This is a genomic window from Pseudomonas sp. Pseu.R1 (genome assembly GCF_045764065.1).
Classification (GTDB): domain Bacteria; phylum Pseudomonadota; class Gammaproteobacteria; order Pseudomonadales; family Pseudomonadaceae; genus Aquipseudomonas.
In genome coordinates this window covers 5,331,645-5,357,146 of the sequence record NZ_JBJGEE020000001.1, presented here as the reverse complement: position 1 = coordinate 5,357,146, position 25,502 = coordinate 5,331,645, and the positions used below count along the sequence as shown (strand labels likewise).

General features: G+C 60.1%; 19 protein-coding genes. All 19 read right to left on the bottom strand.

The genetic code is table 11. The features are described from left to right. Positions 1 to 157: 157 nt before the first annotated feature. Positions 158 to 454 (bottom strand): flagellar protein FliT, encoded by a 297-nt coding sequence (locus ACI5GA_RS24405; RefSeq protein WP_404632909.1) that lies wholly within the window; start codon positions 452 to 454, stop codon positions 158 to 160. 11 nt (positions 455 to 465) lie between these two features. Next, positions 466 to 861, bottom strand: a complete 396-nt coding sequence (fliS, locus tag ACI5GA_RS24400) for a flagellar export chaperone FliS (protein ID WP_404632907.1) — start codon at positions 859 to 861, stop codon at positions 466 to 468. A gap of 121 nt (positions 862 to 982) precedes the next feature. Further along, complete coding sequence (gene fliD, locus ACI5GA_RS24395) at positions 983 to 2,413, bottom strand: flagellar filament capping protein FliD (RefSeq protein ID WP_404632905.1); 1,431 nt, start codon at positions 2,411 to 2,413, stop codon at positions 983 to 985. Positions 2,414 to 2,491: 78 nt separating this feature from the next. Next, positions 2,492 to 2,884, bottom strand: a complete 393-nt coding sequence (locus ACI5GA_RS24390) for a flagellar protein FlaG (RefSeq protein WP_404632903.1) — start codon at positions 2,882 to 2,884, stop codon at positions 2,492 to 2,494. Between the two features lie 71 nt (positions 2,885 to 2,955). Beyond that, the gene (locus tag ACI5GA_RS24385; RefSeq protein ID WP_404632901.1) at positions 2,956 to 3,807 is read right to left on the bottom strand and encodes a flagellin domain-containing protein; all 852 of its coding nucleotides are present in this window, start codon (positions 3,805 to 3,807) and stop codon (positions 2,956 to 2,958) included. Between the two features lie 293 nt (positions 3,808 to 4,100). After that, entirely contained in the window at positions 4,101 to 5,231 is a 1,131-nt protein-coding gene (locus ACI5GA_RS24380; RefSeq protein ID WP_404632897.1) for a flagellin, read from the bottom strand. A 289-nt stretch (positions 5,232 to 5,520) separates the two neighbouring features. Then, the gene (locus ACI5GA_RS24375) at positions 5,521 to 5,778 is read right to left on the bottom strand and encodes a hypothetical protein (RefSeq protein ID WP_421424617.1); all 258 of its coding nucleotides are present in this window, start codon (positions 5,776 to 5,778) and stop codon (positions 5,521 to 5,523) included. After that, the gene (locus ACI5GA_RS24370) at positions 5,775 to 7,070 is read right to left on the bottom strand and encodes a motility associated factor glycosyltransferase family protein (protein ID WP_421424616.1); all 1,296 of its coding nucleotides are present in this window, start codon (positions 7,068 to 7,070) and stop codon (positions 5,775 to 5,777) included. Before ACI5GA_RS24370 ends, ACI5GA_RS24375 begins: the two co-directional genes overlap by 4 nt. A 78-nt stretch (positions 7,071 to 7,148) precedes the next feature. After that, positions 7,149 to 8,081: a ketoacyl-ACP synthase III gene (locus ACI5GA_RS24365; RefSeq protein ID WP_404632891.1), complete on the bottom strand. Its 933-nt coding sequence runs from the start codon at positions 8,079 to 8,081 to the stop codon at positions 7,149 to 7,151. Between the two features lie 484 nt (positions 8,082 to 8,565). Continuing rightward, positions 8,566 to 9,618, bottom strand: a complete 1,053-nt coding sequence (gene pseI, locus ACI5GA_RS24360) for a pseudaminic acid synthase (RefSeq protein WP_421424615.1) — start codon at positions 9,616 to 9,618, stop codon at positions 8,566 to 8,568. Beyond that, entirely contained in the window at positions 9,615 to 10,703 is a 1,089-nt protein-coding gene (gene pseG, locus ACI5GA_RS24355) for a UDP-2,4-diacetamido-2,4,6-trideoxy-beta-L-altropyranose hydrolase (RefSeq protein ID WP_421424614.1), read from the bottom strand. The genes pseI and pseG overlap by 4 nt, the downstream gene beginning before the upstream one ends. Beyond that, complete coding sequence (pseF, locus tag ACI5GA_RS24350) at positions 10,700 to 11,401, bottom strand: pseudaminic acid cytidylyltransferase (protein ID WP_421424613.1); 702 nt, start codon at positions 11,399 to 11,401, stop codon at positions 10,700 to 10,702. Before pseF ends, pseG begins: the two co-directional genes overlap by 4 nt. Before the next feature lie 30 nt (positions 11,402 to 11,431). After that, positions 11,432 to 12,604 (bottom strand): UDP-4-amino-4,6-dideoxy-N-acetyl-beta-L-altrosamine transaminase, encoded by a 1,173-nt coding sequence (pseC, locus tag ACI5GA_RS24345; protein WP_421424612.1) that lies wholly within the window; start codon positions 12,602 to 12,604, stop codon positions 11,432 to 11,434. Then, the gene (gene pseB / locus ACI5GA_RS24340) at positions 12,601 to 13,602 is read right to left on the bottom strand and encodes a UDP-N-acetylglucosamine 4,6-dehydratase (inverting) (protein ID WP_421424611.1); all 1,002 of its coding nucleotides are present in this window, start codon (positions 13,600 to 13,602) and stop codon (positions 12,601 to 12,603) included. Before pseB ends, pseC begins: the two co-directional genes overlap by 4 nt. Before the next feature lie 25 nt (positions 13,603 to 13,627). Continuing rightward, positions 13,628 to 16,519, bottom strand: a complete 2,892-nt coding sequence (locus ACI5GA_RS24335; protein WP_421424610.1) for a glycosyltransferase family 2 protein — start codon at positions 16,517 to 16,519, stop codon at positions 13,628 to 13,630. 341 nt (positions 16,520 to 16,860) lie between these two features. After that, positions 16,861 to 20,436 carry a glycosyltransferase gene (locus ACI5GA_RS24330; RefSeq protein WP_421424609.1) on the bottom strand — a complete coding sequence of 1,192 codons (3,576 nt, stop codon included), beginning with the start codon at positions 20,434 to 20,436 and terminating at the stop codon, positions 16,861 to 16,863. 118 nt (positions 20,437 to 20,554) lie between these two features. Next, on the bottom strand, positions 20,555 to 22,165 hold the full coding sequence (locus ACI5GA_RS24325; protein ID WP_404632875.1) for a flagellar hook-associated protein 3: 1,611 nt from the start codon (positions 22,163 to 22,165) through the stop codon (positions 20,555 to 20,557). A gap of 13 nt (positions 22,166 to 22,178) precedes the next feature. Beyond that, complete coding sequence (gene flgK, locus ACI5GA_RS24320) at positions 22,179 to 24,224, bottom strand: flagellar hook-associated protein FlgK (protein ID WP_421424607.1); 2,046 nt, start codon at positions 24,222 to 24,224, stop codon at positions 22,179 to 22,181. A gap of 10 nt (positions 24,225 to 24,234) precedes the next feature. Further along, complete coding sequence (gene flgJ / locus ACI5GA_RS24315; protein ID WP_421424606.1) at positions 24,235 to 25,497, bottom strand: flagellar assembly peptidoglycan hydrolase FlgJ; 1,263 nt, start codon at positions 25,495 to 25,497, stop codon at positions 24,235 to 24,237. Positions 25,498 to 25,502: the final 5 nt, after the last annotated feature.

The window sequence follows — 25,502 nt, the reverse complement described above, 5'->3', positions numbered from 1 at the left end:
TCCCTAGTCAACTCGATGCCCATTCGGGGGCAAGCTTGGCTTTGTATGGTCCGCAGAGACGCTACAACAACCAGAAATTAGTGAACATCACTAGTTAAGTCAAAAAACCGTACACAGTCAATTTTATGGCGCACAAATTTTTTCGATCAACCAAGCGTCAACCGAACAGATGGTAAACCTTTGCGGCGTTTTGCGCTCGCTGGATTTGCGTCATTTCTTCGACTATTGCCTGACGCTCCCCCACCGCGATGTCAATCATCTGTCTGTACACGCCTAACAGCTCTTCCAGATTGCTGCGCAACTGCGGCTCATCGTCATTGGCCTCACGAATGACTTCGTCGACACAGGCGCGACAGGCCAGGTCCAGCTTGCTGATGGCCGCCCAGTCACGCTCGGCGAGCGCGTCGACCAGAGCTTCGCGGGTTTCTTCGATTCGCTTGAGTGCAGCACTCATGGTGATCTCCTTTACAGCGCAGGTTGCTGATCGCCGATCGCGTCCCAACCTTCCTTCACTGTAGTCAACAGACCGCTGACTTCGTCGAGAATTCTTGGGTCGGTCTTGATGTTGGCCTCGGCCAGGCGCTTCATCATGTACACATACAGGTTGTCGACATGGGCCAGAGCTTCAGCCTGTTTTTCCATGTCCAGACCTTCGCGCAGGCCTCCGACAATTTCGATCGCCTTGCCAATCAGCACGCCTTTGGCGGCGATGTCTTTGCGCCCGATGGCACCTTTGGCCTGAGCGATGCGGTCAAGCCCCGCCTCCATCAGCATCTGCACGAGGCGATGCGGCGTGGCGACGGCGGTCTGCGCGTGTGAATTGACCTTCTGATACTGCCGAAGGGCTGCCATCCGGTTCATGTACTTACCTCACACATCTTTAAGTGTCTATGTTCAGGCTATCGGCACGGGTTTGAGAAACTTTAAGGCCAGATGCCAAAAACCCGGCACTTTGGCCGGGTCCTGGTTGTTCACTGTTTCATCAACCGCTTTGCTGAGCGTTCAGCGAGTCGAAGAACGACGTGATGCTGGTGGCAGAGGCTTTCAACTGCCCGACCAACAAGTCCATCGCGTTGTATTTCGCGGTCAGGGTCGCGGTCAGGTTGGTGACGCGCAGATCCAGCGCTGTTTGCTCGTCAGTCAGATCGTTCTGCTGAGCATTCAGGCTCGCGGTGCGGGTGTCGAAAATCCCGCCCGTTTGGGTGTACGGCGTAATCGCGGCGGTCATGCGCGCCAGCAGGCCGTTCTTGCCATCGCCCGTGCCGGAGAACAGTTGCTGCACATCACCCGCCAGGCCCTGGGTGTTGATGGCCTTGTCGAACTTGGTGCTATCCAGAGACAGCGTACCGTCGGTTTGCGAAGTGGTGATGCCCAGCTGCGAGAGCACCGACAGGTTGCCGTCAGCGCCGGTGGTGACCAGCTCGTTACGCAGCGCCGACAGAATCGAACGCGGCATGGCGTCGCCGGTCAGGGCGGCCGGGGTCACGGTCGCACCGGTGGTGGCGTCGGCAGTGTCGCTGATAGTGGCTTTGGTCACCGAGCTGACCGCATTCACGACGGTGTTGTACGCGTCGATGAAGGTCTGCAGCGAGGCTTTCAGGCCGTCGGTGTTGGTGGCCACTGTAACGGTGGAACTGCCTTCAGCGAGGAGCGTCATGGACACGCCGCCCAGGCTCTTGTCGATGGTGTTGCTGGCACTGGTGACCGTCAGACCGTTAATGGTCAGACTGGCGCTGGCCGCCTTGGCGGTGACATAGCCCGCGCTGTTGACGTCCGTTGGATCAAGCTTGGCGTCAGCCGCGATATTGAACTGCGCCACATCGCTGGTCGCCGTGATATCGGAACCCGCACCGGTTTTGGTGGAGTTGAACACCAGACGCGAACCCTTGTCATCGGTGATGATGCTGGCACTGATGCCGGAGGTGCTGGTGGTGGCATTGATCTGCTTGGCAACCGACGTCAGGGTCGCGCCATCAGGAATGGTGATGCTGGTGTTAATGCCATTTTGAGTGAGTGTCAAATTCCCACTCGGAATGGCACTGGTGGCGCCGTCGGTGAATGCACCGGTTGCAACACTGGAGCTGGTTGCCAGATTCTTGACATTGATGCTGTAAGTACCCGGCACCGCAGAGTTGTCCGAGGTCACCGTCAACTTGGTGGCATCAGAGGCTTTGGCGGCATAGCCGGAAAACGACGGAGAATTGGTCTTGCCCAGATTGGTCAAGGCCGTCTGGAACGTCGACATCGCGCTTTTCAACGTACCAATCCCGGACAGCTTGGTGGTGACCAGCTTGGTCTGGGTGGTGATTTGCGTCTGTTTGGCCAGCTTGTCGGAGTTCACCAGCGCGGTGACGATGTCACTGATCGCCAGGCCCGAACCCAAGCCGGTGGTGGTGGTAATTGGACTAGCCATCTATTTCTCCTTTCGGTGTTGAGTCGGTCTTTTGACTGCACGACAGCTCAAAAGAACCGCCTTCACGTTTCATGCCAGTTAAACTTTTGCATCGAACAACAGGCTGTTTGCATTTTTCAGACTGTCGGCGATCTTCAGAGCTTCGGCGGACGGCAACTGCCGCACGACTTCGCCCGTTTCAGTGGCAATCACTTTCACGACCACCTGACCGGATCCCTCGTCGATCGAGAATTCCAGATTGCGGCGGACCGATTGAAAGAACTTTTCCATTTCCTGGACGGCTGCTTGCAACTGCTGAGTCTTCTTTTCGTCGTCAGAGTCTTTACTCGTCGCCGTGTCCGCGTCTGCCGAAACGGCTGAAGCTTGAACGACTTGAGGCGCCACGGCTTGCTTGTCTGTGACAGCAGCAGGCACGGATGGCAAAGACTGCACCGTGGGGTAAGCCATGTTCAATCGGGTGCTTAGGTCCATGTCTTTAACCTCTCAAAGTAAAAAGCGGGAGAGCACGCAAGCACACTCCCCCGCCAAAACCCTAGCCGATATTACTGAAGCAGCTTCAGAACAGCGGATGGCAGCTGGTTAGCCTGGGCCAGAACAGAGGTGGAAGCTTGTTGCAGAGTCTGTTGTTTGGTCAGGTTAGCGGTTTCAGCTGCGAAGTCGGTGTCTTGAATACGACCCAGTGCAGCGGTGGCGTTTTCGTTGACGTTCTGCAGGTTGGAGATGGTGCTGGTCAGACGGTTTTGCGAAGCACCCAGGCTTGCACGCGTGGCGTTGATGGTCGCCAGAGCGGTGTCGATTGCCGAGATGGCGGCGTCGACGTTGGTGTGTGCAGTGGCGTTGCTGGTGCCGCTGATCGAAGTGGTGCCGCTCGCTACGCCCAGTGCCGAAGCAGTGAAAGTACCGGTCAGGACCAGGTCGATGTGGTTCGAAGTACCAGTGTTCGAGCCAACTTGCAGAGTCACGGTGCTCGCGGTGCCGTCCAGCAGGTTCTTGCCGTTCAGGTTAGTCGAGTTGGCGATACGGGTCAGTTCGTCCGACATCTGAGAGTATTCAGCGTCCAGAGCGGTACGGTCAGCAGTGCCGTTGGTGTCGTTTCGGGACTGTACGGCCAGTTCACGCATACGCTGCAGGATGTTGGTCGATTCTTGCAGAGCGCCTTCAGCGGTCTGAGCGATCGAGATACCGTCGTTGGCGTTCTTGATGGCTACAGTCTGACCACGGATTTGCGAAGTTTCGCGAGTGGCGATCTGCAGGCCGGCTGCGTCGTCTTTAGCGCTGTTGATTTTCAGACCGGAAGACAGACGGGTCATCGAAGTCGACAGTGCATCGGAAGCCTTGCTCAGGTTCTTCTGAACAGCCAAGGAAGCTACGTTGGTGTTTACGCCTAAAGCCATGATGAATTCCTCGTTGGTTGGGTACTGCGGCTTTCCGGCCCTGGCAAGCGCCGGGTGTGGCCTAGAGAACCTTCGTAATGTTTATCGTCGTATCTGCAAGGAGCTTGAGGGCTTTTTCAAAATTTTTTGCCACCAGAGCGCCACCCCTGCTTTTGACGGGGGTTACACAGCGTTTCGGCGCAACTCGCTCAAGCTTTAATCACAACGCTAAGCCATTCATTACCCACGAGTTTTTTGACCGAACGCGCCACAGGACGCGTCCGGCGATTCATCGCTTATAGCAGCGAATATTTTTATTGCAGCAGCTTCAGGACCGCCGCCGGAAGCTGGTTGGCCTGGGCCAGCACAGCCGTCGACGCCTGTTGCAACGTTTGCTGCTTAGTCATTTCTGCCGTTTCCGCCGCGAAATCCACATCCTGAATTTGCCCCTTGGACGCTTCAGCGTTCTTGACCATGTTTTGCAGGTTTTCCATCGCGCTGGACATCCGGTTCTGATTCGCCCCAAGGTCCGCACGGGCTGCGTTGATTTTGCTGAGCGCCAAATCGATCGCCTTGACGGTGTATTCAATGTTTTCGATACGGGCTGCTTTATTGAGAGCGATATCACTCGCTTTAGCGTCCCCCACCACCTTCTCCGCATCAGCCAATTTCTTTTTAGCTGCGTTCAACGTATCGATGTCTGTCTGGGCGGGAGTAGCAATGGCCGCGAACGTCTTTTCAGCGGTCGCCAGATCGGTTGTCGCAGTCTTCACATCATCCATCATGGCCTGCGTCACGCTGTTAGAGATATTCCGGAAACCCGTACCATCGATCGTCAACGGCGTATATTCCCCCTTCACGACGGCCCTAGACCCTGAGGTTGTTGCATCAGCTGCGACAGCGGGTATGTCCTCACTCGCCGCAAGAATGGATTTGGCAGAGAAATCCTGATCAAGGGTCAGACTGATTTTTTCGGTCGAGCCGACGTTTGCACCAATCTGAAAGCTGAGCTCTCCCGCGCTTCCATCCAACAAACGAAGCTCCGCGCCAAAGGTCGTTCCTGCGGCAGAACGCGTAATTTCGGCATTCAATTTTAGAAACTCGGCATTCAAGGCATCGCGTTCTTTTGGACCTTTATCGCCGTTCGCTGCTTGAATAGCGAGATCACGCATGCGCTGCAAGTTATTCATGTTCTGATCTAAAGCACCTTCGGCCGTTTGAATGATCGATATCGCCGCGCCGGCATTGCGCAACGCAACCGTCATGCCGCGAACTTGCGTCGCCAGGCGCGTTGCCAACTGCATGCCTGCGGCATCATCCTTCGCGCTGTTGATCCGCAACCCTGAAGATAGACGAGTCATAGCTGTGCTTAGCGAATCAGAGGACCGATTTAAATTACGTTGCACAGACAGCGAAGCAATATTGGTATTTACAGTCAAAGCCATTTTTAATTCCCTCGTTGATAGAAACGGTTGGCTTTCAAAAAACGGGGAAGTCCATTTCTCCCGGAAAAGCCTAACGGTCCCGCTATCGACGATTCACCCAATGCCTTTAATCGCTAAACCTCAACATCACCGGTGCCATCACGACAAATGAAGGGCAATTAATACGCTAACGTATTCAGAAATATCAGCTTTAAAAAAACATAAAAAAACGGCCTCTTCGGGCCGTTTCTTCGATATCAACTTATTTATATGTAAGAACTTTCCGCGATTTTTCTCGCAGGAGAAATAATCACTGAACACACAACGCTACAAACTCCCCCTCCAGCCAGTCCGCCAATCCAATCCAGTCCTGCCGTTCCTGGCACTGCAAGATTGCAGTCAATACTTGCGCCCATTCGGCGTGTTGATCCGCGGGACGGGCGGTGAACGTTGGCAGCGCTGCGTCGATCAACTCGACCATTTTCAATGCCCCTTCGATGTCGCGTCCCAGCCGAAACAACCGAGCGCAGCGACGAGCATCGTGGGAGATGTGTTCAAGGTCTGTCATGGTGCCGTCCAGTCCGGGTCGAAGTGGGTGCCGGTGATAAGGGCACCGTCGCGGCTGGTGTTGAAGAACCGCACGTCTGGGTGTTGGGTGATGTAGCGTTCCAACTCGATCAGGTAGCTGCGAAAGTTGAGCTGTGTCTTGACCTTGTTCCCTCGCCCGTCGAGCACCCAGTGTTTGGCGATATTCAATTCCGGGCCAAGCGCACCGTCCTGCCAGCCCGTGTGGGTCTTGCCACCGGGGAAGGCGAAGTCGGCGCCGAACAGGGTGATGCTCGCCGCGCCCATCTGCACGGCCAGGTCGACGGCCGGGTGAATGACGCTGCCGCCCACGAACAGACTCGCCCTGGGAGTCTGCTGGCGAATCTCTGCGTACATCGGGCTGGATGAGTAACCAACGAATCGCGGTCCTTGCCAGGCGTTCAGCATGGCAGCGTCCTGTCCGGGCAAATACACCAGCGTGATGCCTTCGGAATCCGGGGCAGGCAGGTGTCGGCTGCTGATGCGATGGTCGATGCTGACCACGATGTCCGGCCGGATGCCCTGATTGCGCAACGGCACGTAAGCGGTGTCGACGCAGATCAGCAACGGCCGTTGAGCGCTCTGCGAGACGTTCGACAAACGGGGCAAATGTTGTTGCAGGCTGGGGCCGGTGGCGATCACAAACACATCACGGCCCGCGTGCGTGCCGAAAAGCGCGGCCACATCGCTGTCCGATTCCAGCAGCGCCCTGCCCTGTTTCAGACGCTCGATGTTTTCCGGGTTGTCGGTGGAGAATTCGCGGTTATTGAAATTGACGTGCACCTCGCTGACCAGACGATCGCGAATCCGCGCACTGCTGTCGTCGGCGAGCACCATTTCGGCAGGCAACGCGAAGAACGGCAACTGGATTTCCGTTCGCTCGTCGGCATACGCCAGCACCACCCGAGGGTCGCTCAGCCAGTCATCCTGTTCGAGCAGTTGCAGCACCAACGCGAACAACGCGCCATTGAGAATGTGCACATGCAGGGCTTGGAGGCTGGAAGATCCCAGCATGACGCGCTGTACATCCCCCAACCCAGTCCCGTACACATGGGCTTCGGCACACTGGGCAGGGAAACTGGCCGCCTGCAATTGCGCCTCGGCGATCCGGTCATGGCGGCTGGTGAGCTGAATTCCCGCCACTGACAGCGTCCATGCCTGACCGTCCACCTGCTCGGCGGGCACGGCCCAGGCATCCTCAGCGTGCAGCCGAAGAGCAATGTGGGGCCAGCGCTGCTCGATGACGGCGAGGTTGCGCTGGAAAATCTCGCTCATGAGCGCGTCCTTATCAAACGAGAGGAATAAAAAAACGGCGACCTGATGATCAGTGTCGCCGTTTTGACTGACTCAGGGTCAAGGACGATAAAGGATCGCCGAACCCCACGACAAGCCTACGCCGAAGCCGCTGATGGCCACGCGTTTCCAGGTCGAGTCGAGCATGTGCTTTTCCAGCAACAACGGCACGCTGGAAGAGACGGTGTTACCGGTTTCGAGCATGTCCTTGACGAACTTCTCGGCCTGAGCACCTTCTTCGAAGCGGCGCGCGACGGCATCGACGATAGCCGCACTGCCCTGGTGAATGCAGAACGCATCGATATCGGAGGATTGCAGGCTGGACTCTTCCAGCAATTCATTCAAGTGCGCAGGCACTTTCACCAGCGCGAAGTTGAACACCTGGCGGCCATTCATATAGAAGTTGCCGTTGATGGTCTTGAGGAATTCAGCACCACTGCCATCGCTGCCGAATTTGGACTTGCCCAGATGCCACTGCGCGTCTTCACCCATCCAGGTGGCGGTGGCGGCGTCGCCGAACAGCATGGTGGTGTTGCGGTCGTCGGGGCTGACGATTTTCGAATACGGGTCCGAGGTCACCAGCAGGCCGTTCTTCAACCCCGTAGCTTCCATGAAACCTTTGATCGCATAAAGGCCGTAGACGTAGCCCGAGCAGCCCAGCGAAATGTCGAACGTGGCGACGTTGGTCGACAGGCCGAGCTTGTGCTGAACGATGGCGGAGGTGTGCGGCAGCCCTTCTTCGTCGCCGTTCTGGGTGACGACGATCAGCACGTCGATGGCGTCGCGAGACAGTTCCGGGTTGTTGGCGAACAGCTTGTTGGCGGCTTCGACACACAGGTCAGAGGTTTCCTGAGCATCGTCTTTGCGTGGCAGAAAAGCGGAGCCGATCTTGCCGAGGATGAAGTCTTCATCCTTCCCGAATTTTGCACCCTGCGCGTAATTGTCGACGCCGGCTGTCGGCACGTAACTCGCTATGCTTTTAATGCCAATCATTCTGGCTTCCCAATCAAAAACGCTGAACATCGCCCGTCGCCCTGAGGCGGGGCATTGAAAATCCGGGGGGCTTGAAGCCTAAAAAACCGAGTCATCAGGCGTTGAATCAGCCAGAACACCGCTGAATTCGGCCAGATGTCGTCATTGCAGCAAGCACGATACAGTGGAGATGCCCGGAGTGACTCGCAGGTCACCAAAAGTTTTACAAGCTTTTAGCTGACCGGGCAGTGCGGCGCAAGGGTCGATTGGCTTTACGACAGGCAATTGACATGAAGATGTCACCAAAATGCGGTTGTGGGTGGCAGGGCACCGCGCCCTTGCGGCAGGGCGCCCAGCCCCAGCTTTTGATTTTGCTCTTGATCTCCATACGCAACAGTCCAGACACCGCCGAACCCGAGTTGGGTGCAGGCTGAACGCAAGTCGCGTTCGGCGGTGTCTGGACTATTGCGTTCGAAGAGCAAGAGCAGGAGCAACTGCGGCTGCGTTAGCCAATGACATCCCAGTCAAGCGCCGTTCCGCGCTTGAGCGGCTGGCGGGCGTTTCGCCCCAAGATCGCATCGATGTGCTTGGGGGCCAGGCCAAGACCGGGGCGAATGGCGCGCACATTCTGTACAGTGAAGGCCTCGCCCTCGGCGATGTCCTTCACGACGTACAGCGACCGACGGTACTGCAGCGACTTCTGCTCCGCCTGCGTCGCCCCATATTGAACATGCCCCAAGCCCTGCCAGGCTCGCTCGGTTTCAGTCACCAGACTGGCCATCTCGGCAGGCTCCAGCGAGAAACTGGCGTCGACGCCACCCTCAGCACGATCCAGGGTGAAGTGTTTTTCGATCACCGTGGCCCCCATTGCCACCGCCGCCACCGACACACCTACGCCCATGGTGTGATCGGACAGCCCCACCTGACAGCCAAACAGCCCCGCCAGATGCGGAATCGTGCGGATGTGGCTGTTTTCAGGAGACGCCGGATACGTGCTGGTGCACTTGAGCAGAACCAGATCCTTGCAACCCGCCTCACGGGCAGCGCGCACCGTTTCGTCCAGTTCGGCGATGCTGGCCATGCCGGTGGAGATGATCATCGGCTTACCGGTAGCGGCCACTTTGCGGATCAGCGGAATGTCGGTGTTCTCAAAGCTGGCGATCTTGTAGGCCGGCACATCAAGGCTTTCGAGAAAATCGACAGCAGTCTCGTCAAACGGTGTGGAAAACGCCAGCAGGCCCAGCGCCTTGGCTCGGGCAAAGATTGGTGCGTGCCACTCCCAGGGGGTATGGGCCTGTTCGTAAAGCGCATACAACGAAGTGCCGGCCCATAGGCTGTTGGGGTCCTTGATGAAGAACTCGCCCTCGTCGATGTCCAGCGTCATGGTGTCGGCGGTGTAGGTTTGCAGCTTGAGCGCATGGGCGCCCGCCCTGGCTGCGGCTTCCACGATGCGCAACGCCTGATCCAGCGACTGGTTATGGTTGCCGCTCATTTCCGCGATGATGAAGGGCGGCGCATCGGGGCCGATCGCTCTGGAGCCGATCTTGAAGGTGTTCATGGTTGCTCACTCGCTGCAAAAAATTCATGCCCGATCAGGGTGTTCGCCAGTCGTTCGGCGCCACAACCATCCACCAAAACGCGCGAGCGCTCGGCCATGCTCAGTCGTTGCGCCGGGTCAGCGATCAGGTCACGAATCGCGTGGGTCAATTGTTCTGTGGTCACGCACTCGTGAGACCCCAGATAGCGGTGCATACCCGCTTGCCCCAGCAACCGGGCGTTGAGTGCCTGGTTGTGCGCCACGGAGATACACAGGGTTGGCAGGCCCAGTGCAGCCCGTTCCCATGTCGTGCCGCCCCCGGCTCCGATGAACAGGTCGGCACGCTGCATCAGGCCGAAAAAGTCATCGGTCAGCGCCTGCAAATGCCAGTTCGGACGTTCGGCGCACAAAGCTTGCAGCGCTTCCCAATCGGGGTTGTGCAAACCCGCGACGATGTCCACCGAAAGGTCATCGAAGCCCTTCAGTGCCAGTAACGTCGCATGCACCTGATGCGCTGCATCGAACCCGCCGAAATTTACCAGCACCCGCTCGACCCGCGGCTTGATCGCGATCGCCGCGCATTGGAATTCCTCGCGAAGAAGTGCAAATCGCGGTCCCAGGAATGTCTGGCACGACGCCCCGACCCATTGGGCATAAGGGTTGTCCAGCACCTGCGCGGAATAGTTCTGGTCAAGCAACACGTCCACGGCATGGGGCCGATTGGCGAGGTCGTCGATGGCCATCAAGCGGTGAGTCAGTTGACGCGCTGCGGTCTCCCAGCGAGCGTCCAGGCCATAGTGGTCAACGATCAGCCAGTCGAACGTTGGCTCGTCGGCCAACTGTTCGCCCAGCGCATAGATATCCTCCTGCCAGGGCAGCGCGGCTTCGATGTCGGCGCCGCTGTGCTCTTGAACGTAGTGGCCCGGCAAGGCGTGGGTGACGAAGCCAGCATCGCGCAGGCGTTGCAAGGCGTGGCCGGGCAACTGGCGGCAGGCGAATTGCACGTCCACCTGTTGCTTGCGCAAGGTATGCGCCAGCGTCAGGCACCGCGCGATGTGCCCGCTGCCGATGGCGATCGATGCATCGGCGCGAATCAGGGCCCTCACCCTTCCAGCTCCCCGTTGGCCTTGAGCGCCGCATACAGGTACTCGGCACGCCGCCAGTCTTCTTCGGTGTCGATGTCCTGAACCAGATGGCGAGGCAGGATGACCGGCAGGCTCAGTGAAGAAAAGACGACGTCCCCGCGCAGCCATGCCTCGCTGCGCCCCCAGTAGAACTGGCCCGCGTCCTGATAGGCCGCTGCCAGATCCTGGGAGCGCACGTGGCGGTATTGGGGGTGCATGGCATCGAGACTGCCATCCTCGGTCATGATCAACGCCCGCTGAACGGGGAAGCCGAAACCGCACACCGAGAATGCATAGGATTTGTCAGGGGCAGCCTGCAAGGCCTCCAGCCCTTGACGCAAAAAACGTGGTTGCAGCAACGGCGCGGTCGCGTAGAGGCAGCAGGTGTAGTCGTAGGCCTGATCAAGCGCGCCGATGGCGTGTTGAATGACCGCCGCCGTTCCCGTGAAATGGTCGGCCAGCGCTGAGGGCCGCATGAACGGCACCTCAGCGCCGTGTGCACGGGCGACCTCAGCGATGTCCTCATCGTCGGTGCTGACCACCACCCGGTCGAACAAGCCGCTGCTCAATGCGGTGCGGATCGAGCCGACGATCATCGGCTGGCCATTGAACAGCTTCAGGTTCTTGCGCGGGATGCGTTGGCTGCCCCCGCGAGCCGGGATGATTGCCACGGCAGTCATGAGGAGAATCCTTGAATCAGTGCTGGCATGTCAGTCATCCCTGGCATCGACCAGCAGGCGCCGCAACTGTCCGATCACCTCGTCCTGCTGTTCGTCGGTCATGGCAGGGTACAACGGCAGGCTGATCGCTTCGCCGTAATACGCCTCAGCCTGGGGAAAGTCACCCGGCCCAAAGCCCTGATCCCGATAGTACGGCTGCAAATGCACGGGAATGTAGTGCACGTTGACGCCGATTCCGGCAGCACGCAAACGTTCGAACACCTCACGATGACTGATCGACAGACGCTGCACCTGCACCCGCACCACGTACAGGTGCCAGGCCGATTCGGCTTGGGTCTGCGCGGTGGGCAAGCTCAGTGGCAGATCGGCGAGCAAGGTCTGGTAACGGGCGGCCAGTTCGCGACGTCGCGCCAGAAAGCCGTCGAGCCGGTTCAACTGCGACAGCCCCAATGCGGCCTGAATATCGGTGATGCGGTAATTGAACCCCAACTCCACCTGCTGGTAGTACCAAGGACCATGACTCGGTTCGTCCATATGCGCCGGGTCACGGGTCATGCCGTGGCTGCGCAGACGACGCAGACGTTCGGCCAGCTCCGGCCGGTTGGTCAGCACCAGTCCGCCCTCGCCTGTAGTGATGATTTTCACCGGGTGAAAACTGAACACCGTCATGTCCGCGTATTCACCACAGCCCACGGGGCGACCGGCATAACGGGCACCCACGGCGTGGGAGGCGTCTTCGATGACCACGAAGCCGTAGCGTTGCGCGAGTTGACGAATCGCTCGCATGTCACAACTTTGTCCGGAAAACGCAACGGCGATGACGACTTTCGGCAGCCGCCCTTCGCGCTCGGCGGTGTCCAGCTTCGCCGCGAGGGCATGGGCGTCGAGGTTCCAGGTCAGCGGATCGATGTCGACGAAGTCCACCCGAGCGCCGCAGTAACGCCCGCAGTTGGCCGATGCGAGAAAGGTGTTGGGGCTGGTCCACAGCCAGTCACCCTCCCCCAACCCGGCTGCGAGACAGGCAATGTGCAGCGCCGCCGTGGCGTTGCACACCGCCACACCGAATCCGGCTTCACAGCGCGCGGCCATCGTGGCTTCAAAGCGCTCGATGCTCGGGCCTTGGGTCAACCAGTCGGACCTGAGCACCTCGACCACCGCATCGATGTCGGCCTGATCGATGCTCTGACGACCATAAGGAATCATGGCTGGATATCGGCGTGCAATTGGCTGATCTGCGGCACCGACATGAAGTCCGGATTGGTGTCGGAGCGGTATTCGAAATCATCGGCGACAGGGCTGCCTTTTTCGCCGGTGGCGTCGATGGCGAAATCGATGTCGACGTTGTTGAAGCGAATCGACGGCACGATGGTGTAGTGATCCTTGAACTCAAGGGTCATGCGCGCATCGTCTTGCGGGACCATCAGCTCGTGGAGCTTTTCACCCGGACGAATGCCGACGATCTTGTGCGGCAGCTCGGCCGCCATGGCCTGCGCCAGATCGACGATGCGCACCGACGGAATCTTCGGCACGAAGACTTCGCCGCCGTGCATGCGCTCGAAGCTTTGCAAGACGAAATCCACGCCGTGGTCCAGGGTGATCCAGAACCGCGTCATGCGCGCATCGGTGATCGGCAGCTCTCTGGCGCCACCCGCGATCAGCTTGTTGAAGAACGGCACGATGGAGCCTCGGGACCCCGCCACGTTGCCGTAGCGCACCACGGCAAAACGGGTCTGTTCTTCGCCACCGATGTTGTTGGCCGCGACAAACAGTTTGTCCGACAGCAGCTTGGTCGCGCCGTACAGGTTGATCGGGCTGGCCGCCTTGTCAGTGGACAGGGCGATGACCTTCTTCACGCCGTTGGCGATGGCCGCCGCAATGATGTTCTCGGCGCCATTGACGTTGGTGCGGATGAACTCGGTCGGGTTGTACTCGGCCGCGGGAACATGCTTGAGCGCAGCGGCATGCACCACGTAGTCGATGCCGCGCATGCCTTGTTGCAGACGCTCGGCGTCGCGCACGTCGCCCAGGAAGTAACGCATGCAGGGCGCGTTGAATTCCTGCTGCATTTCATATTGTTTGAGTTCATCGCGGGAGAACACCACCACGCGCCGGGGCTGATAGCGTTCCAGCAGCGTGCGGATGAACTGGCGACCGAACGAGCCGGTCGCGCCTGAGATGAACACCGATTTGCCATTGAACATATGAAAGTCCTTTACCCTTGCCGCCTCAGGCGAGCAGTTCGGCCCAGCTCGAACCGGATGGCTCGCCCAGCGAGAACCCTTTGCCGGTGAGGTCCAGGTTCTTGTTGTAAGCCAGATCATGGGCGAATGCTTCCGCCCATTTGCCTTGCAGGGCCGCCAACGCAGCCGGAGCGACGGGCAAAGTGCCTGGATGGACGACCTGCACCTGCGGCGTCCAGACGATCAAGTACCCGGCCTGGCCCAGTTTCAGGCACAGGTCGACATCAGCGAAGGCGTCAGCGAACTGCGCTTCGTCCAGCCCGCCCACGGCGTCGAACAGTTCGGCGCGCACCATCAGGCACGCGTCGGAGACCGCCGAGTAGCTTTGGTCGAGCAACAAGCGATGCAAGTAACCCGCCGCGTCTTTCGGCTCGCCGACAAACGCCGGGCCGACACCGCCGTTGAGGCCTAGAATCAGGCCGGCCTGGCTGACCTTGCCCTGGCGGTCGAGCAGCTTGGCACCCACCACGCCCACTTCGGGGCGCATGGCCTGATTGAGCAGCGCGTCGATCCAGTTCGGACCGACGATCTCACTGTGGGCCGACAGCAGAATCAGGTACTCGCCCTTGGCCTGCTGACGGGCTGCGTTGATCAGCGCCGCCTTGCTCAGACGTCGTTCGGTGCGGATGACCCGCACACGCCCTTTTTCCTGACGGGCCAGCCATTCGACCATTTCAGGCGACTGGCTGTGGTTGTCGGCAATCAGCACTTCGTAACTGACGTAACGGGTGCGCAGGGTCACGCTGGCCAGACAGCGTTGCAGGTCGGCGAGGTTGTCGTCGCTGGCCAGCAACACAGACACCATTGGCCGCTGGCTGTGGCGGTAGTCGATGCGCCAGGTACCCGGCGTGGTGGCAATGACCTGCGCCTTGTAGCCGCGGTTGCTCAGATGACGGGTCAGCGCCAGACGCTGTTGCGGGTTTTCCTCGACCGGCAGCGCGTCGCAGATCAGCAACGGCTCGTCCAGGTGCGCCAGCCAGCCCATGCCGCCCTGCTCGATCACGCGCAGCAACAGTTCGAATTCCAGTGCCTGAGTGAAGTCCGCCGAATAGCCGCCCGCTTCCACGAGCACGTCGCGGCGCAACAACCAGTGACGGGACATCAGGCTCGGATTGCCCTGCAACAAGTCAAGGTTGAAGCCCGGACGCATGACGTGAGTCAGCGCGCCGCCTGGAAGGCGCTGGACCTCATCGGCAAACACGGCGCGGCACTGCGGCGCCGCCTGCAATTCCAGCGAGGCACGCAACAGGCCGCCCGGCGTGAACTCGTCGCCCACGTCGGCCAGGAGCATCCAGTCGCTGGTGGACTGCTGCACCACCTGATTGATCTTCTCGACCCAGTTGCTTTTGCTCACCCGCACGAAGTGCAGCGTGTTTTGCGCACTGGTCGCCGCAGGCGGTTCACCCGTGGTGAACACCACCACCTTGAAGGATTTGCAATGGCCTTCGACCAGACTGTCCAGGGTGACTTGCAACTTGTGCATGTCATCCTCCAGGTCCAGCAGCAGGATACCGAACTGCGGCGCCGGGCCTTGAGCGGCAATGCGTTGGACGATCGCCTGTGCATCGGCAACAGAAGGTTTGCGCGCATCGAGCCAATGCAACAGGCGCCCGGACGGCATGTCGGCGAAACCGATGCGATGGTCCTGACGATGAATCGACGTCAGGCGCTGCAGCCATTTGGCCATTTGCGCGGCCTCTTCGCGGTTGTCCTGATCGGCCACGAGTTTTGCCAACGGCTCGACGATGTGCGGGTTGAAAATATTCAGCGCCATCGCTTCCCACAGTCGATTGGCGATGGTCTCGGCGTTGTCGTTGTCGTGGGTGCGCAGCAACAGCTCCTGACGCACCCACACGCCTTCAAGCTGTTCGATCTGTTGCTGACCCGCAGGCATGGCATGGATCAAAAACTCGATCTGGCTCAGTACGTCAAAGAAAGGCTGGTTGTAGAACGGCATTTCGACAAACTGACGAGGACCGAACTTGCGCTCTGCCGGGGTGAAGACGTCGAGCCAATGCGACGACAGGATAGAGGTCTGGGTCAGCGAACGCTGCTCGTCCAGACAGGTGCGCAAGGTGTCGTAGGCAGACTGAACCACGGCGGCACGCTCGGCGGTGGCCAGCACAGACAGACCAGTGTCCAGCGAACTCAGGAAGCTGGCGAACTGCTGACGCTCCACCACGGATTCGGGATCAGTGCTGCCCAGCTTCTTGAGCATGTTGGTCTGTTGGCCGCAGAAACGATGCTCGCTCTCGCGCACGACGTAAGGGATCGGCAGGATCCGCGCCTTGGCGCTGGCCAACAGGTAGAACGCGTGGCCGAACTCCTGCATTTCCCCCGAACAGCCTTCCGGCAGCGCTGCAAACCATTGTTCAAGCAGCGCCGTGCGGGTGACCGCGTAGAACGGCGGCAGGTACTGATCCATGAAACTCGACACGCGCTCGGCGGCGAGATCACTGGCGTAGTCTTCGAGCACTTTCTTGTCGCGACGCAGGTACTCGACGCTGTCGCCGTGTGCCTTGTACATCAGGCAGTAGCCATGGCACAGGCCGTAGGCAGGGTTCGCCGCAAGAAAGTCCACCGACTGAACCAACGCGTCGTGAACCAGGAAATCCGCATCATCGACAAAAGCCATGAACGGCGTCGCGACCTGGGCAACGCCGTGAGCGATGGTTTGCTGTGGTTTATCTGCGAATTGGGGCAGATGTTGATAGCCCACTTGCGGGAACAACGCAGCGATGTCGCCATTGGACTCCAGCGAAGCATCGAGCACCAGCACCCGGGCAGCCAGCGAGCTGTAGTACTGCAGGGTCCGGCGCAAGAACGCAGGCCGGTCCTGCGTGATGACAACGAGGGTGAGCTGCTGGTTAAACGACATGGTGTTTCCCGAAAGTTGGTGGCTATGCATTACGTTCCTGCCATCCTGCCAAGCGTCAAAAAAGAAATGTTCCGAGAGGGAACGCAAGCCCGGGGCATGCGACATCAAGCCGCTCATCGAGCGCCTGAAATCTGTCGCTTGCCGCACGCACGCCCTCTGCCACGGGGACCGAAGTCCAGTGGACAGGTTCGCCAGCCCACAGGAGCAGGCACTTGAGGCGTGCGTTTTATGGCGTCATGGCGGTGACGTAGCAGGAACTACGCCAACTCTGAGCGATGAACATGCGAGGGAAGAGGCAAAGGCCTGATGCGGCCTTTGCCGGGGGTGCCACGAAAGACGGATCAGTCGGCAAGCCAGCCGTTGACCCAATGCTGCAAGTTGTCGCCACGCAGGATGTAATCGCGCATGACGATCTCCCGCAGTTCATCGCCCATGCGATAGCTGGCGGCAGGGTCGGCCAAATGCATGCGAATGGCGTCCAGCCACTCGGCGGTGCTGTTGCTGACGACCCGCGTGCACGGCAAGTAGCCTTCGTAGGCACGGGTGTCGCTGCAGATGACCGGGTAACCACAGGCGCCGTACTCCAGCAGCCGCAGGTTGCTCTTGCAGTCGTTGAAGATGTGGTGTTCCAGGGGCGCCAGTGCCAGATCCAGATTCAGGCTCGCCAGCTTGGCCGGATAAGCCGCCAAGCCCACCGCCGGGTGAAATTCGTGAACGTAGGGCCGCAACGCTTCCGGGCACATGCCGAAGAAGACCCACTCCACCTGATCGGCCAGCTCGCGGACCACCTCGGCGATGATCTCAAGGTCACCGGCGTGACTGGTGCCCCCACCCCAACCGACACGCGGCTTGCGGGAGGTTTGTCGCTGGCTGCGCACGCCACTCCACAACGACGAAGCCAGCATGTTCGGCACCACGCGAATGTCGTGGTGCATGCCGGACAGCGCGTCAGCCAACGCCGCCGTGGACACCACGACCCGATCGCACAGGCTGGTGCCGAGGCGCACCATCTCCCCCATGTTGGTCGGCATGTTGCGCATGTGGCCGTTTTTCTTCGGCACGCTGATCACGTAATCGTCCAGCTCGTAAATGCGTCGGGCGTTGGAATACGTCTTGAGGGTGACGACCTGATCGATGGAGGTCTGGCTGTAGCGGCACTGCACCACGATCACGTCGGGGGACTGACGCTCCAGATCGATGATCGACGGCAAGTCATAGCTCAGACGCCCCTCGATCCGGCCATCGGCCTCCAGCTCAAGGAACGGCTGAGACACGCGGTAGTGCCCGACCGCTGTACTGTTGACCGGGATCGCCAGCACGTTCGGCAGACGCCGCGACGAGTACGGGTTCCAACCCTTTTTCAAGCCCGGCTCCAGACTGTAGAACGAACCGGTCAAACGCAAGTTCGTGTTATAGGCCGGGTCACGGGCCACGGTGGGCAACCAGCGCATATAGAATTCGTGCTGATCGTCGATCAACGACTGTTTTTCCCGCACCTGCTCGGCCAGCGGCGAAGCCCCTAGCGCGAGCAATGCACGCGGCGTCCAGACCACCAGATAACCGGATTGACGCACCCGCAGGCACAGGTCGACTTCACTCAGGCTGCCGCTGAAGCCGCTGCTGTCCAGCCCGGTCAACTGATCGAACAGCGCCCGACGAATCAACAGACACTCAGGACCGACGGCACTCAGGTTCTGTGTAGCCTGCAAACGCAACAGGTGGCCCGGTGCGCCCAGTGGCTCGCCGAAGAACGCAGGGCCTGCCGGGCCGTGATAACCCAGAATCAGCCCGGCCTGTAGTACATAGCCTTCCGGACTGAACAGTTTGGCGCCGACCACGCCCACCTCGGCACGGCGGCCATGGTTCAGCAGTTCGTCCAGCCAGGCGGCATCGGCGATCACGGCGTACACGCTGAGCAGCAACAGATACTGTCCACGGGCGTGGGTTGCGGCGAAATTGCGCACATCGGCGCCACTGCCCTGCCCGGCGTATTGCACGACGCGCAGCTTGTCGCCACCGACCTGCTGCATGTCCGCCAGCCAGTTGCGCGCCTCTACCCCCACGCTGCCGTGGTCAACGATCAGCACCTCATACTGACCGTAGGCCGTCTTGCTCAGCAGCGTTTCAATACAACGCTGCAAGGCCGCCAACTGATCCTTGTGGGCAATGACGATGGACACCAGCGGCTGTTCGTCGCTCAGATATTGCACCTGATTGATCAGCGGCTCTTCGGTGTCGTGCAGTTGATACGCGATGCCCATGCGCTCAAGGTGCGCACTGACCACTGGCGCGCTCTGCCTGGCGACATCCGCGAGCTTGAGCCACTGATGGAAAGAGAAACGGGACTCGACGAGGATTTCCGCCGCATGCTGCACCACCGGACCGTGGGCCTCGACCAACCGCCAGATCGCGTCGTGGGGCGCCAGCTCGCCGAAACCGGCGTCGAAGCCGCCGACCTGCAACAGCGCCTCACGCTGGAACGCCAGCACACGCCCGACATAGGGGTAGCTGCGCAGCAGATCGAGGTTGAAATCGGGCTTGAAAATGGGCTCAGCCGATTCGCCCTTGTGCAGCGCGCCTTCGTCGCTGTACAGACAAAGCACTTCGGGCGATGTGGCCATGCGCTCGGCCAGCACCAGCAGCGCACAATCGGTCAGACGGTCCCCGGCCCGCAGCAGGTAAACCCAGTCAACGCGCTGCAACTGCGGCAACAGTTCGTTGAGCTGCGCCACCCAGTCGGCCTGCAATGGCAAGGTGAACACCCGTTCGTTCAAAACCGGGGCGTCACAGGCGCTGGACAGCACCAACGTCAACTCGGCCGGGTACAACTGGGCATCGAGGCTGTCCTGGGTCAGCGCCACGTTCGCCGCGCTGCCAAACTCGTCGAGCACCACGGCTACCAGCTTCGGCTGCGACGGCCAGGTGGCCACGTTTTCGGCCACCCGCTGGCGCTCGGCGCCAAACAGGGTGCGGAAGCTCAACCACTGCTGATACAGCTCGGAAAAACTTTCGCTGTCGCTGCCCACTCGCCAGGGTAATGCGGCCTGCCGGTCGCCCAGCATGCGGCTCAGCGGCAGCTCTTGCCAGGTACGATTGCCCGCCTGCGCTTCAGACAGCGGCACGTAGCGCACCCAACCGTATTCGGGGGCGTTCTCGGCGGTCCGCGCCTTGAGCATTTGCTTGAGCCAGTGACGTTCATCGTCGATCAGGTCCTGCACGGCCTGCTGACGGCTGAACCGCTCCGGGTGCAGGCGTTCGGCGCTCAGCACATCGTTGAGCATGACCATGTTGCCGCGCTTGAGCAGGCAGACGTACAGCACGAAGTCCACCAGCGCCGTGAAGCCTTTGCCGACTTCAGGCAAAGCCGGCAGGATGGCCTGCACGTCGCGGCGGCGCATCAATGAACTGGTCAGGCCACCGAGGAAATTGGTCGGCGAAATGTCGAACACCGACAACAGGTCCGGGCCGTAGAACAGCGAACTGGCTTCGGCGAGCGGGCAGTTCTCGATCCGCGCAGGCAACTGGATGTCGTCCGGGTCGCAAAAGTAACGCTGAGCGAGGACCAGACTGACGTCGTCATGCTCGATCAGCACATTCGCCTGCCGGGCGATGGCGGCGGGAAACAGCCGGTCGTCATCGCACAGAAACTTGATGAACTCGCCCTGCGCTTCGCTCAGGCACGTCAGCAGGTTGCCGACGAATCCCAGACGCGAAGGATTGCGCACATAGCGCAGGGCCACGTGAGTGCTGTCGGCAAACTGCTCGACGATCTGCCGGATTTCATCGTTCGGGCTGTCATCGCACACCAGCACTTCCAGCGGCTGATACGTCTGGGCCAGCGCGTCCTGCAAGGCTCGTCGGAAGAAACGCGGGTTGTAGGCGGGAATGACGAGGCTGACGAGAGGAGCTGAATTCACGGGCGGGCTCACGAGCGGCGCGGCGTCTTGGAGAAAGGGCCGACTGGACCGCTGACAATAACGGTTGAGGCTCGAAGACGGCAGCGAATGTGGCTGCTGCCGCCTTACAACGCAGGGCTTACAGCTTGTTGAACAGGTTCAGGCTGGACAGCATGGTGAACACCTGTTGCGACGCTTGCAGCATGGTTTTCTGCAAGGTCAGACGGGCGATCGCGTCCACAGGGTCGGACGAGGTGATGGTGCCCGCCTCGGTGGTGCCGTTGTCCAGTTGCGTCTGGTTGGTGGTGCCTTGGTCGGTTGCGGTTCGCGCCCGTGCGCCACCATCGGCCACAGCATTGGAAATCTGATCGGCAGCGCTGGTCAGGTTACCAATGGTAGAGGTCAGCGTGGCCTGCAGTTTCTGCATAGCAATCGGATCACCGTCCACTTTTCCGTTCAGAGCGTTGATCACGTTGCTCAGGGTGTTGAGGATGTTCTGGCTCTGCTGGGTGTTGGACTGAACCGTGAACTGATCACCCGACGCTGGCGCAGGTGGCGAACCGCTGACGGTGAATGTAACGCCCGCTGCCACCGCCTGGTTGGCCACCGGCGTACCGGTCAAGGTCCCGGAGGAAACCGGCTGGCTGGTGGCCGCGTTGTAAGGTGCAGCGTACAGGTCGTAAGTAGTCGCGCTGGTGAAACGCAGGATCGCGCCGCCATTGGGGAACGTCTTGTCGAACGTGGCCTGATCGGTCACCGTCGAGCTGGTGATAACGGTGCTCGACGGGTTGGCAGGCAGGCGCGCGGTGGTGACGCTGCTTGGCGACACGCCCAGCGTGAACGTGTGCGGCGAGGCAGTCATCGCAGCATCGGCGTCTGCGGAGCTTGCGTACTGCTCAGTCGTCAGGTTGATGTTCAGGTTCAGCTCAAGGCCCCGGAACGAAACGGTCTGGTTCGCGCTGCTGGTGGTGCTGAACTTGCCCGACGCAGTGGCGTCCGCGGTGACATCGGTGCCGTCCTTGTCGAGGATCTTATACTGCGAACCGTTAGTGAACGAGATCGTGTACGGCTGACCGGCGGTGAACTGACTATTGTAGGTAGTGCTGTTGCTGACACTGCCACCCGACAGCGAAATCATGCCGTCGTCAGTGGTCGGCGACACCAGCGTAGTCGTAGTACGAGTGGTATTGACCGCCTGTTCGAACGCATCCCAGCCGGTGGTGTTGGTGGCCATGGTCGAGCCGCCGGAAATCGCCACGAGATTACGCGTCTGGTCACCCTGATAGCTGTAGCTGCCATCTGCGTTAACCGTATACGGCGCAGTGCTGGTCTTGGACCCCGAAAAGATATAGCTGCCGTTGGCATCCTGAGTGTTCATCAGACCCAGAATCTGAGTTTGCAGCTCTTTGAGCTCGGCGGCATTGGCCTGACGGTCTTTGTCGGTGAACGAGGCGCTGGCGGCACCCAGGGTCAGTTCCTGCGCGCGCTGGATCGCCTGGGTAATGGCACTGAGTGCGGTTTCCGAGTTCACGACACTGGTATTGATGCTGTCGATGTTGGATTTGTACTGATTCAGCAAGGTGCCCTGTTGCTGCAATTGCAGGACACGAGCAGCGCCAACCGGATCATCGCCGGCCGTATTGAGCTTGACCTGGCTGGACACTTCTTCGCCAGTCTTGGTGACGTTGGCGTATGTACGCGAGTAGTTCGCCGCGCTGGTTTCGTAAAACTGAGCAGTGGAAATACGCATGGTTTACGACTCCTTAAAGACTGTTGATCAGCGTGCTGAAGATGGCTTGAGCCGCTTTGATGATCTGCGACGAGGCGGTGTAGTACTGCTGGTACTTGACCAGGTTGGCCGCCTCTTCATCCAGCGACACGCCCGACACGCTGTCACGCGCACTCTTGGCCTGAGTCAGCACGGCGGTAGTGGCGGTGGCGTCGTTCTTGGCCTGGCTGGCTTTGGAACCGACCGTGGTAATCATGTTGCTGTTGGCGCCGCTCAGGCTCGAACCCGTGCCGTTACCGGCAGCGGTGTCGACCGTCTGCTTGGTCTGCAGCGTCAGCACCGATTCGGCGTTACGGTTATCGGCAGAGCCTGCACCGGTCACCGCGATGCTGAAGGTGTCACCGTTTCCGGGCGTGCCGGAAATGGACATGCTGATGCTGTACGACTGGGTCGCACCCGCGGAGTCGGTGTAGCCCACTTGCAGCGACAGGTCATTGTTAGTGCCCTGCACGATGAACCCGGTGACCGGATTGCCCGAGGCGTCTTTCACCGCGCCACCCGAGGCATCCAGCAGCGAGTACTGCTGCGAGCCGTCCGCCTGCTTGTCGCCCATGACGATCCGCATCGGGCTGGTCGCGGTCAGCGCGTTGCGCAGATCGGTGGTGGCCGTGGCGTTGTAGATATCGACTTGCGTCGCCAGGGTCGGTTGGCTGAAAGTGCCAGTGGTTGCGTTGGACGCCCCTGCTGTACCGGTAAGCGGCCCTGCGGTGGCGATGTCTTTGGCATCGGTCATGACCGTCTTGATGCCACTGGCAGCGTTGCCCGTCGGACTCACTTTGAAGCTGTCACCGGCCTGTACCGAACCGCTGAGAGTCATCGAAAAACCATCGATAACGGGCGGGGGCGTGGTGCCGGTGTCGTAGGAGCCCATGTCCTTGCCGTCCGGCAGGCGTTTGACGCTGTAGCCGGTGGCGCTGGTGAAGGTCACCTGATAGTCGTTGGTGGTCAGCGCACCCGTGTTGGAAATGGTCACATTGAGGTTGCCGGACCCCGCGCTGTTGCCTTTGCTGGCGATGCTACGCTGAGCGACCAGGCTGGCGTCGTTGATGCTGGTAAACAGGTTGGAGCCGAAGTCGCCATTGGCATCGACGCCCTGATTCAACTGCTGGTTGATCTGATCAGCGGCCACCAGCGCCAGTCGACCGAGCTCATTTTGCGCCGGTTGCAGCACATCGCTGCGGTAGCGCAGCAGCCCGCCCAGCGTGCCGCCGGTCACAACGCCGGACACGTCCACGTCGCTGTTCTGGTAATTGAGTTTGAGCGCGTACACGTTCGGGTCGCTGTCGCTCGGGCCGGCGCTCAGGGTGTTGGCCTTGCTGCCGGTGACCAGCGGCTGGCCAGTACCGATGTACACGTCATAGTTGCCGTTGGTTTCAACGACCTTGGCGCCCACCAGTTCGTTGAGCTGGCGGACCGCTTCGTTACGTGAATCGAGCAGCGAGTTGGGCTCGCCGCCGGCCGACTGCGCAGCGGTAATCTGTTTGTTCAGATCGGCGATCGAAGAGGCCAGCGCGTTGACCTGTCCAGCCACCGACGTCAGTTGGCTGTTGATTCCGGCGTTCTGATCCTTCATCTGCTGCGAGATGGTATTGAACTGGGCGGACAACGCCTTGGCAGACGTCAAAAAATTGGTCCGCGCAGACGAGTCAGTCGGGGTTTTCGACAGCGACTGCAAGTTGGTAAAGAAGTTGCTCAGCACGGTGCTGATGCCGGTCGAGCTATCCGACAGGATCGAATCCAGCTTGCTGGCCTGCCCCAGATACGCCTGGGCATCGGAATCCAGCGAGGTACTGGTCTGCAATTGGGTGTCGAGGAAGCTGTTGTAGATCCGACGCACGTCGGACAGCGTGGTACCGGTGCCGATGAAGCCGACGCCAATATTCTGCTGCACACCGGCAGTGGTCATCACTTGCTGGCGCGAGTAGCCCAGCGTATCAACGTTCGCAGTGTTGTTGCCGATGGTGGTCATCGCTGCACTGCTGGCGTTCAGCCCTGAAAGCCCAATTGAAATCAGTGACATGGTTCAAACCTTATAAAGTCGTGGAAGAGACCGGCGCGGCTGCGTAGTTCTGGTAACTCTTCATCTGTTTCGCGATTTGAGAAATCTTGCTTGCGTAGCCCGGGTCCGTGGCGTAACCGGCCTTCTGCAGCTCTTTCACAAACTGTTCCGGGTTATCGGCCGACTTGAGCGTGGCTTGATAGCGATTGTTGTTTTGCAGGAAGCTCACCAGGTCGTGGAAGCTGTCTGCGTAGGAATCGTAAGAACGGAAGTCCGCCGTTTCCTTGACCATCTTGCCGTCGCGGAACTCACTGGTGATCGCGCGCGCCTCAGGCCCCTGCCAGCCGCCCTGAGCCTTGATGCCGAACAGGTTGTGGCTGCTGCTGCCATCGGATTGACGCATGATGGATTTGCCCCACCCGGTTTCCAGCGCCGCCTGCGCGACAAGCACCGTTGGGTCAACGCCTATGCGTGCCGCGGCGTCCTTGGCCAGCGGCAACATGGTGTTGACGAAATCGTCGGCACTGGCAAACGCCGCCTTGGCGGGCGCGAGTGGCGTCTGCACGCGATTGCGCACATAAGCGTCGGCCTGAGCGGTGTATTCCGGGCCGATGGTCCAGTCGCCGTTGGTGCCCGCGCGCTTGGCCGCGGCGACGGCACTGGACACGGCAATGCGGTTTTTCAAGGTCGTGGCACCGTTGGCCGCGGCGTCCTGCGTGGCAGAAGTGTTCGGCACGATGCCCGCCATAATGCGATCGGTCAGCTTGCTAGGCAGCGCCAGACGACGGGCGTTGAGCGCCGCAACGTCGTTGTGCGGGGTGCCGTCAGTTGCCGGCGCAGGCGCCACCGAACGGGTTGCCCACAACGGACGCTGGGCGATGCGCGTGGCCAGGCCGGTTTGCGAAACGCCGCTCGCGTCGGTGGCAGGCGTGGCATTGCCTTGTGGCGCCGGTGCGATTTCCGTGGTCTTGGTCTTCGACAGTTGGCGCATCAGCACGTCTTGCAGGCCGATACCCCCACCCTCGCGGGACAGGCTCACCGACAATTGCTGGTCGTACATGTCCTGGTACTGGCGCGTGGCGTCGCTGTTGAGCGGGTTGTCCTTGGCCAGCACTTCGTTGGCCGAACGCATCGCCTTGAGCATCTGGCTGACAAACAGCGACTCGAACTCCTGCGCCACCTTCTTGAGGTTCGCATCGCTTTCGCGGTCGCCGTTCTTCAGGGACGCCAGACGATTGAGGTCGGTATACGCCCCCGAATCGACTGTGCTGGTCCCGCCACTTGGAATGCTCATTCCTG